We start from the raw sequence: 9,507 nt of genomic DNA on the forward strand, positions 1-9,507 counted from the left end.
GGACCGCCCGTGCACCCGACCCGCCCTTCCCCGGTTGGTCGGTGGACCGGAACAGGTCGTCGGCCGCCGGCAGGTTCACCCGTCGAGGCATCGGGCGAGCACCTCCCTGGCCAGCATCCGGTAGGAGTCGGCGCCCTGCGAGGTCGCGGCGTACGTCGTGATCGGCTCACCGGCGACCGTCGAGTCCGAGAACTTCACCGTGCGGCGGATCACGGTGTGGAACACCTTGTCGCCCCAGGCCTCCACCAGCCGCTGCATCACCTCGCGGCTGTGCAGGGTGCGGCCGTCGAACATGGTGCCCAGCACGCCGTCGATCTCCAGCGCCGGGTTGAGCCGCTCGCGCACCTTGTCGATGGTGGTCTTGAGCAGCGCCACGCCCCGCAGCGCGAAGTACTCGCACTCCAGCGGCACGATCACGCCCTGCGAGGCGGTCAGGGCGTTGACCGTGAGCAGGCCGAGCGACGGCTGGCAGTCGATGAGGATGACGTCGTACTCGTCCATCGCGGGGGCCAGGGCGCGCTGCAGGGTCTGCTCGCGGCCGACCTCGTGCACCAGCTGCACCTCGGCCGCGGCCAGGTCGATGTTGGAGGGAAGCAGGTCCATGCCCGGGACGCCGGTGGGCACGACGACGTCGTGCAGCGTGACCTCCTTCTGCATCAGGAGGTTGTAGACGGTGAGCTCGATCTCGTGCGGGTTGAGGCCGAGCCCCACCGACAGGGAGCCCTGCGGGTCGAAGTCGACGAGGAGGACCTTGCGGCCGTACTCCACCAGGGAGGCACCCAGGTTGATGGTCGTCGTGGTCTTGCCGACTCCGCCCTTCTGGTTGCACATCGAGATCACCCGGGCGTTGCCGTGGGTGGCGAGCGGACGCGGCTCGGGGATGACGGGCATCGGCCGGCCGGTCGGACCGAGTGGCTCGCCGGCGGCCACCAGCTCGACGGGCTGGTCGGGCTCGTCGAGGAGGGCCAGCTCCTCGGCAGGGGTCGGTGACGTCTCGTCCTGACGGCGCTGGAAGGGCAGGTGCACGGCGTCTCCCTGGGTGTGGACCTGGTCGGGGACCGGCGGGCGGACCAGCGGTGGCATCTCCGGGGCACTCGAGCCTGCGTGCTCCTGGAAGCTGTCGGTCATCCGCTGTTCCTCCCCGGGCCGGTCCGGCCAGAATCGTTCGGTTGTTCGCACCGTAATTTGTCGACACGGCGACATGTGGGCGACGCGCGGAAGGACTGTAGGTCCGTCCGGAGAGGGCGGACAAGGCGGCCCCGGTCACCCACAGGCAGCGGGCCGGAACTGTGCAGACAATGTGCACTCGCTCCCCCTGCGGTGCACAGGACGGCCCAGCCTGTGCAGCAATCTGTGGAGAGCGACCGGCGTGCCGGGGCGGTCAGAACGTCGGGTCGACCAGGTCCTGGTAGTCCGGGTGCTTCTCGATCCAGCCGCGGATGAACGAGCACCTCGGCAGCACCTTGCGGGTGCCGTCGGCTCGGACCGCGTCGAGCGCACCCCGGGCCAGCGCCGACCCGACCCCCTGGCCCTCGAAGGCGTCGAACACCTCGGTGTGGGTGAACGTGACGAGGTCGTCGGCGGTCGTGTACACCGCGAAGCCGGCCAGCTCGCCGTCCACGTGCGCCTCGAAGCGGGACTCGCCGGGGTTGTCGGTCACCTGGACGTCGCTCATGATCCCGACCCTAGTGGGCGTGTCCTACGCCTCCGGGGTCCGTCCGGCATCGTCCGGCGTCACGGAGCCGTGTAGGCCCAGACGCCCTCGACCCCGAACTGGGCGTTGGCTGTGCTCGCCTCCACCCGGATCTTGAAGTGGTAGGTCGGTGACATGGGGTTGGACAGCTGCGAGCCGGTGACAGTGCCGAACTGGAAGCCCCAGCCGGAGTAGAGGCAGACCTTTCCGGCCGGAGCGGTGGGAGCGAGCCGGCTGCCCGAGCACGCGGCGTCCGGGTTGGCGTAGCCGCTGCCAGGCGCCGACACGATCTCGATGTCGTTGATCTCCTGCTGGGTGGGCAGGGGCAGCTCGACGTAGGTCGTGTGGACGGTTCCGGCCGGGCCGGCGTTGTAGCCACTGATCCCGAAGCCACCGCTCACCGTGGTGCCGCTGGGGATGGTCTGCCCCAGCATGCTCGTCCCGGCCGGTCCTTGGGGCCCGGCGGGCCCGGCAGGCCCCTGCAGAGCGGCCACGGTCGCGCCGTCGAGGTCAGCCTTGGCGATGGAGCCGTCCTTGACGTCCGTGCCGGTCAGCGAGCCGTTCTTGACCTGCTTGCTCGCGACCGTCCCCTTCTTGATGGTCTTGCCGTCGATCTTCGTCGCCGCGAAGGCGCCACCGGCGAAGGCCACCACCAGGGCCAGCACCGCCACGGCGAACGCCGGTGCGGAGCTGCTGCGGCGCCCCGAGCGCGCGGTCACCACTGTCATCGAATCCTCCTGGGTCGTCCTGGGTCGCCGCAGGTTAGCGGGTTCGCCGCAGACGGGTGAAGCCCTTTTCGGGAGCCACCGGCCGGGGTCGCTCAGCCGCCCAGGCGACGCATCGACTCGGCCGCCAGTACGAGCTCGCCGGCCTCGTCGGAGGCGTCCAGGTCGACGACCGCGTCGATGACCCAGTCGTGATGGCCCTCCGGGTCGTGCAGGGTCTGGCGGACCCTCCAGGCCCGGCCCTCGGCGTCGGGGTGGGGTCCGACCTGCAGGAGGGCCGGCCCCCGTGCGTCCGCGCCCAGGTCGACCCGGTCGTGCTCGTCGTAGTAGGCCTCGATCGCCTCGTCCCAGCGCGACCGGGTCATCACGACCTCCCCCGGTGGGTCGGTCCGATCGGCCGCGGCGCGCTCCAGCGCCATCAGCCCGTCCAGGTCGTCGTGGGCGACGAGCTCGACGCGGCGCCACATGGCGTTGCGGATCATCACCCTGAACGCCCGGTCCTGCTTCGAGATCGGCCGCGGGGAGGCCGGCGGCTGGTTGGCGGCCAGCTCGGCGGCCCGCCGGGCGACGGCCTCCGGATCGGTGAGCGCCTCCCACTCGTCGAGCAGCGAGGAGTCGGTCTGCCGGATCGTCTCGCCCAGCCACTCCGAGAGGTCCTCGAGCTCGGGAGTGCGGTGCGACTCCGGCACCGTCTGCCGGATCGTCCGGTAGGCGTCGGTGAGGTAGCGCAGCACCAGGCCCTCGGACCGGGCCAGCTGGTAGCGGCTCACGAAGTCGGTGAAGCTCATCCCCTGCTCGTACATCTCCCGGACGATCGACTTCGGCTGGAGGCTGTCCTCGTGGAGCCACGGGTGGCTCCGGCGGTAGAGCTCGTACGTCGCCTCGAGCAGCTCGGCCAGCGGCTGGGGCCAGGTCACGTCGTCGAGGAGGGCCATCCGCTCCTCGTACTCGATGCCGTCGGCCTTCATCTCGTTGACCGCCTCCCCACGGGCGGCGTACTGCTGGGCGAACAGGATCTGCCGCGGGCCCTCCAGCACCGACTCGACGACCGAGACGATGTCGAGCGTGTGCTCCTCCGACTCGGGGTCGAGCACGTCCAGGGCCGCCAGGGCGAAGTGGGCGAGCTCCTGGTTGAGCGCGAAGTCCTCGGGCAGGTCGACGGTGAGCACGTACCGGCGGCCGAAGGAGTCGGGCTCGTCGAGACGGGTGAGCGTGCCGGACTGGAGCAGGCTGCGGGCCAGGCGCAGTGCCCGGCGTGCCAGCCGCCGCTTGTCCCGCTCGGTCTCGTGGTTGTCGGTGAGGATCCGGCGCAGGACCGGGAACGCGTCCTCCTCGCGCCCCAGCACGTTGATCAGCATGGAGTTGTCGACCCGCATCCGGGACACCAGCTGCTCGGGGGTCCCGTTGACCAGCCGGTCGAAGGTCTGCTCGGTCCAGACGACCGTGCCCTCCGGCGGCTTGCGCAGCTGGGCCTTGCTCTTGCGCTTGGCCTGCTTCTCCACGCTCATCGCCGCGTTCTTGGCGTCCGCCTTGGCCTTGGCCTTCTCGTTCTCGATCGTGTGCGGCGGCGCCTGCACGACGACGTTGCCCGCGGTGTCGAAGCCGGCCCGCCCCGCCCGGCCGGCGATCTGGTGGAACTCCCGGATCCGCAGGATCCGGGAGCGGTTGCCGTCGTACTTCGCCAGGCCGGTGAAGAGCACGGTCCGGATCGGCACGTTGATGCCGACGCCGAGGGTGTCGGTCCCGCAGATGACGGTGAGCAGCCCGGCCTGGGCCAGCTGCTCCACCAGCCGCCGGTAGCGCGGCAGCAGCCCGGCGTGGTGCACCCCGATCCCCCGCCGCAGCAGCTTCGACAGGGTCTTGCCGAACCCGGCACCGAACCGGAAGCCCGCCAGCCGCTCCTTCAGCTGGTCCAGTGCCTCGCCCGACGCGCCGAGCTTGGCGTTGAGCAGCCCGGTGGCGTGCTCGACCGCGTCCTTCTGGGTGAAGTGCACGACGTAGACCGGCGCCTGGTGGGTGTGCACCAGCTCCTCCAGCGTCTCCGCCAGCGTGGTCAGCGCCCAGGTGAAGGTCAGCGGCACCGGACGTTCGGCGTCGGTGACCAGCGCCGTCTCGCGGCCGTTGCGCCGGGTGATGTCGGTGGCGAGCTCGCTGACCTCGCCGAGGGTGGCCGACATGAGCAGGAACTGGGCCTGCGGGAGCTCGATGAGCGGCACCTGCCAGGCCCAGCCGCGGTCCGGCTCGGCGTAGAAGTGGAACTCGTCCATCACCACCAGGCCGACGTCGGCCTTGCGGCCCTCGCGGAGCGCGATGTTGGCCAGGATCTCCGCGGTGCAGCAGATGACCGGAGCGTCGGCGTTGACCGAGGCGTCGCCCGTGAGCATGCCGACGTCCTGGGCGCCGAAGACCTCGCAGAGCGCGAAGAACTTCTCGCTCACCAGCGCCTTGATCGGGGCCGTGTAGTAGGTCACCTGGTTCTGGGCGAGCGCCGCGGCGTGCGCGGCCACGGCGACCAGCGACTTGCCCGAGCCGGTCGGGGTGGCGAGCACGACGTTGGCCCCACCGAGCAGCTCGATGACCGCCTCGTCCTGGTGCGGGTAGAGCTCGAGGCCCTCCTCCGCGGCCCAGTCGACGACCGCGGCGTACACGTCGTCGGGGGTGTCCCCCGCCGCCACCTCGAGCCGGGTCATCAGTCCCTCGCCCGCGGGTGCGCCGCGGCGAAGACCTCGCGCAGGCTGTCGACGGTGACCAGGGTGTAGATCTGGGTGGTCGTGACCGAGGCGTGGCCGAGCAGCTCCTGGACCACGCGGACGTCCGCGCCGCCGTCGAGCAGGTGGGTGGCGAACGAGTGGCGCAGCGTGTGCGGGGAGACGTCGGCGGTGACGCCGGCCCGCTCGGCGGCCTTGACCAGGATCGCCCACGCGGACTGGCGGGAGAGCCGGCCGCCGCGGGCGTTGAGGAAGAGCGCGGGCCCGCCCTTGGCGGCGACGAGCTCGGGACGCCCCCGCACCAGGTAGGCGTCGACCGCCTCCAGCGCGTAGGAGCCGATCGGGACGACCCGCTCCTTGCCGCCCTTGCCCCGGAGCTTCACCACCGCGTCCACGACGTCCAGGTCGTCGACGTCGAGGCCCACGGCCTCCGAGATCCGGGCGCCCGTGCCGTAGAGCACCTCCAGCAGCGCGCGGTCGCGCAGCGCCAGCGTGGTGCCCGGCTCCCCCGCCACCTCCAGGATCGCCTCGACGTCGCTCAGCGGCAACGCCTTCGGCAGGCGCTTGGTCGGCGTCGGCGGCTTCACCCCTCCGGCCGGGTCGGCGGCGGAGAGGCCGTCGGCGAGCGCGAACTTGTGGAACCCCCGGACCGCCACCACGGTGCGGGCCGCCGAGGTCGAGCTGAGGGGCGGGTGCTCGGCGTCGCCCTCGCGCAGCCGGACCAGGAAGTCCGACACCGTCGCCTCCGTGACCCGGTCCAGGTCGTCCAGGCCGAGCCCCGCCAGGTGGTCGAGGTAGCGGTGCAGGTCGCGGCGGTACGACGAGAGGGTGTTGGTCGCCAGCCCGCGCTCGACGGCCAGGTGGTCGAGGTAGGTGCGGACCGCCTTCCCCGGGTCAGCCATCAGCGTCAGCCAAGCACGGACTCCAGGGACACGGACTCGATGCCGACGGCCTCGCCGACCGGGCCGTTGGTGAGCTGCCCGGCATGGGTGTTGAGGCCCAGGGCCAGGCTGTGGTCGTCGCGGCAGGCCTGCTCCCAGCCCTTGTTGGCCAGGGCGACGGCGTAGGGCATGGTCGCGTTGGTCAGGGCGTAGGTCGAGGTGTTCGGCACCGCCCCCGGCATGTTCGCCACGCAGTAGAAGATCGAGTTGTGGACCGGGAACGTCGGGTCCGAGTGCGTCGTGGCATGGGTGTCCTCGAAGCAGCCGCCCTGGTCGACGGCGATGTCGACCAGCACCGAGCCCGGCTTCATCCGGGAGACCAGGTCGTTGCTGACCAGCTTCGGCGCCGCCGCCCCCGGGATGAGCACCGCGCCGATGACCATGTCGGCCTGGGTCACGTGCTGCTCGATGGCCAGCTTGGAGGAGGCCAGCCCGTGCACCTGGTTGTTGTAGCGCCAGAACGACATCCGCAGCTTGTCGAGGTCCGTGTCGAGCAGCGTGACGTCGGCGCCCATGCCGAGGGCGATGTTGGCGGCGTTCTGGCCGGACACCCCGGCGCCGATGATGACCACCTTGGCGTTGGCCACCCCACCGACACCCCCGAGCAGGACGCCGCTGCCGCCCTGCGCCTTGAGCAGCGCGTGCGCGCCCACCTGGGGCGCGAGGCAGCCGGCCACCTCGGACATCGGGTAGAGGAGCGGCAGCGCGCCGCCCGGCGTCTGCACCGTCTCGTAGGCGATGCCGGTCACCTTGCGGGCCATCAGCTCCTCGGTCAGCGGCTTGTCCGCGGCCAGGTGCAGGTAGGTGAAGAGGGTCTGCCCCTCCCGCATCCGCCCGTACTCCTCGGCGACCGGCTCCTTGACCTTGAGCACCATCTCGGCCTCGCCCCAGACCGCGTCGGCGTCCGGCAGCATCGTGGCTCCCGCGGCGACGTACTCGTCGTCGGCGATGCCCGAGCCGACGCCGGCCCCGGTCTGGATCACCACCTCGTGGTCGTGGGCGACCAGCTCGTGGACGCCGATCGGGGTGATGGCCACGCGGTACTCGTGGTCCTTGACTTCCTTCGGGATACCGACCTTCACCCGGCAGACACTAGTGTCGCCGGACGCCGGTGCTCTAGAGCAGCCCCTTCGCGCGAGCCAGCAGCACGGCGTTGACCACCGGGGCGTCCGCGATCGTGCCCGCCAGGACGCCCCGGAGCAGGTCGTCGAGCGGCAGCCAGTACAGGTGCATGTCGGCCTCCTCGTGCTCGGCGACGAAGCCACCCCGGTCCGCGGCGCGGAGCCCCCGTGCCAGGTAGAGGTGGATAACCTCACCGGTCACACCGGGCGAGCTCCAGGTCGAGCCGAGGTGCGTCCACGAGCCGGCCTCGAAGCCGGTCTCCTCGAGCAGCTCGCGGCGGGCCGCCTCGACCGGGTCCTCACCGGGCTGGTCCAGCAGCCCGGCAGGCAGCTCCACGAACCGGCGGCGCGCGGCGTGGCGGTACTGGACGACGACCAGCACCCGGTCCGTGTCGTCGAGCGCCAGGACGACGGCGGCACCCGGGTGCTCGACCACGATCCGGCTGAACGCCGCCTCCGGACCGTCCTCCGGGTGGTGCAGCGTGTCGGTGCGGACCGCGAACGGCGCCGCGCCCCGGTAGAGGTCCTCGGACGCCACCACCGGCCAGTCCTCGGGAGTGTCCGAGAGGTCCGCGGGAGCATCGTCGGGGGACATGGGCGGTGAGGCTACCGTTCCCGTGTGCCGGAACCCGCCCCGCTGAGCCTCACCCGCGACGAGGCCGAGACCCGGGCCGCTCTCCTGGAGGTCGAGCGCTACGACATCGAGGTCGACCTGCGCGGCATGCTCGACGGACCCGACTGGGTCGCCACGTCCACGGTCACCTTCCGCTGCCACGAACCCGGGTCGGCGACCTTCGTCGACTGCGACGCCGAGATCCAGCACGCCAGCCTCAACGGCACCGACCTCGACCTGACCACCATCGAGGCGGGGCGGCTGCCGCTCACCGGGCTGGCCGAGCACAACGTCCTGGTCGTGTCGTCGGTCCAGCGCGACACCGGCCGCGGCGCCGCCATCCTGCGCAGCGTCGACGCCTCCGACGAGCTCGTCTACGTCTGGAGCTCCTTCGAGCCCGACGGCGCCCGGCGGGCCTGGGCCTGCTTCGACCAGCCCGACCTCAAGGCGCCGCACCGGTTCACCGTGAGCGCCCCGGAGTCCTGGACCGTCACCAGCAACACCGCGCCCGACTCGGTCGAGGACCGCGAGGACGGGGGCCGGCGCTGGGCGTTCCCGGACACGCCGCGCCTGTCGACGTACGTCGTCGTCGTCAACGCCGGGCCGTTCCACGAGATCCGTGAGCAGCGCGGCGAGCACAGCCTCGGCCTCTACTGCCGCCAGTCGCTGCGCCGGTTCCTGGAGCGCGACGCCGCCGAGCTGTTCCGGCTCACCGAGCAGGGGCTCGCGTTCTTCGGGGAACGGTTCGGTGCGCCCTTCCCGCAGGAGCGCTACGACCAGGTGTTCGTGCCGGGCCTCGGTGGCGCCATGGAGAACTGGGGCTGCGTCACCTGGAGCGACACCTTCCTCGAGCGCAGCCGCCCCACCCACGGGCAGCGGGAGTTCGTGGCCACCGTGCTGCTGCACGAGATGGCACACCAGTGGTTCGGCGACCTGGTGACGATGCGCTGGTGGGATGACCTGTGGCTCAACGAGGCGTTCGCGTCCTGGGCGGCGACCTGGGCGGCCGAGCGGGCGACCGACTACACCGATGCCGATGCCACCATCCTCAGCACGCTGGAACAGCGCGGCTACCAGGCGGACAGGGGTCCCGGCAGCCACCCGATCCGATCCGAGGTCGCCGACGTCGCCGGGGCGTTCGCGAACTTCGACGCCATCACGTACGAGAAGGGGCAGGCGGTCCTGCGCCAGCTGGTCGCCTACGTCGGCGAGGACCAGTTCGTCGACGGGCTGCGGGCCTACTTCCGCGAGCACGCGTGGGGGAACACCACGCTCGACGACCTGATGCGGGCCGTCGGCACGGCCGCGGGGCGGGACCTCGCGGCGTGGCAGGCGGGGTGGCTGGACCGGGCCGGCACGGACACGATCGTGCTGCTGCCCGACCCCGGCGGGCGGACCGGGAGCCGCAAGCTGCTCACGACCAGTCCCGACGGGGGCGAGCCGCGGCCGCACCGCCTGCGGATCGGCTCCTACCGGCGCACCGATGGCGACCCCGGCGGACCCCCGGTGGAGCTGGTCGGGTCCACCGACGTCGAGACGACCGGCACCACGACTCCCGTCGACCTCCCCGAGGCCGACCTGCACCTGCTCAACGACGGTGACCTGACCTTCGCCGCGGTCCGGACCGACGAGGAGTCGCTGGAGGCGATGCTGAGGCTCGCCCCAGCCCTGCCGGACGCCGTCTCCCGGGCGGGGGCGGTCACGAC

Annotated in this window: 8 protein-coding genes; 1 reads left to right on the forward strand and 7 read right to left on the reverse strand. The window is 71.7% G+C overall.

Features of this window, described 5'->3' with window-relative positions; translation table 11 throughout:
* Positions 1-75: 75 nt before the first annotated feature.
* The 7 genes from JHD21_RS17185 to JHD21_RS17215 form a co-directional block, all read right to left on the reverse strand.
* Positions 76-1,128, reverse strand: a complete 1,053-nt coding sequence (locus JHD21_RS17185) for an AAA family ATPase (RefSeq protein WP_365696295.1) — start codon at positions 1,126-1,128, stop codon at positions 76-78.
* A gap of 253 nt (positions 1,129-1,381) precedes the next feature.
* Positions 1,382-1,675 carry a GNAT family N-acetyltransferase gene (locus JHD21_RS17190; protein ID WP_292677651.1) on the reverse strand — a complete coding sequence of 98 codons (294 nt, stop codon included), beginning with the start codon at positions 1,673-1,675 and terminating at the stop codon, positions 1,382-1,384.
* A gap of 59 nt (positions 1,676-1,734) precedes the next feature.
* Positions 1,735-2,421, reverse strand: a complete 687-nt coding sequence (locus tag JHD21_RS17195; RefSeq protein ID WP_292677653.1) for a hypothetical protein — start codon at positions 2,419-2,421, stop codon at positions 1,735-1,737.
* A 92-nt stretch (positions 2,422-2,513) separates the two neighbouring features.
* A complete protein-coding gene (locus JHD21_RS17200; protein WP_292677655.1) occupies positions 2,514-5,108 on the reverse strand; it encodes a DEAD/DEAH box helicase in 2,595 nt (864 codons plus the stop codon).
* Positions 5,108-6,028, reverse strand: a complete 921-nt coding sequence (gene xerD, locus JHD21_RS17205) for a site-specific tyrosine recombinase XerD (protein ID WP_292677657.1) — start codon at positions 6,026-6,028, stop codon at positions 5,108-5,110. The genes JHD21_RS17200 and xerD overlap by 1 nt, the downstream gene beginning before the upstream one ends.
* Before the next feature lie 5 nt (positions 6,029-6,033).
* Complete coding sequence (ald, locus tag JHD21_RS17210; protein ID WP_292677659.1) at positions 6,034-7,149, reverse strand: alanine dehydrogenase; 1,116 nt, start codon at positions 7,147-7,149, stop codon at positions 6,034-6,036.
* Between the two features lie 34 nt (positions 7,150-7,183).
* Positions 7,184-7,783, reverse strand: a complete 600-nt coding sequence (locus JHD21_RS17215; protein ID WP_292677661.1) for an NUDIX hydrolase — start codon at positions 7,781-7,783, stop codon at positions 7,184-7,186.
* Between the two features lie 24 nt (positions 7,784-7,807).
* On the opposite strand from JHD21_RS17215, the gene pepN reads away from it, so the two are divergent.
* The coding region (gene pepN / locus JHD21_RS17220) for an aminopeptidase N (protein ID WP_292677663.1) at positions 7,808-9,507 on the forward strand (1,700 nt) is incomplete at its 3' end.

This window comes from Nocardioides sp., from assembly GCF_016462705.1.
Classification (GTDB): domain Bacteria; phylum Actinomycetota; class Actinomycetes; order Propionibacteriales; family Nocardioidaceae; genus Nocardioides.

What these genes read in the sequence shown, in the direction of transcription:
- xerD (WP_292677657.1), bottom strand. Translation starts at nt 6,028, where the DNA reads ATGGCTGACCCGGGGAAGGCGGTCCGCACCTACCTCGACCACCTGGCC.
- JHD21_RS17185 (WP_365696295.1), bottom strand. Translation starts at nt 1,128, where the DNA reads ATGACCGACAGCTTCCAGGAGCACGCAGGCTCGAGTGCCCCGGAGATG.
- JHD21_RS17195 (WP_292677653.1), bottom strand. Translation starts at nt 2,421, where the DNA reads ATGACAGTGGTGACCGCGCGCTCGGGGCGCCGCAGCAGCTCCGCACCG.
- JHD21_RS17190 (WP_292677651.1), bottom strand. Translation starts at nt 1,675, where the DNA reads ATGAGCGACGTCCAGGTGACCGACAACCCCGGCGAGTCCCGCTTCGAG.
- JHD21_RS17215 (WP_292677661.1), bottom strand. Translation starts at nt 7,783, where the DNA reads ATGTCCCCCGACGATGCTCCCGCGGACCTCTCGGACACTCCCGAGGAC.
- JHD21_RS17200 (WP_292677655.1), bottom strand. Translation starts at nt 5,108, where the DNA reads ATGACCCGGCTCGAGGTGGCGGCGGGGGACACCCCCGACGACGTGTAC.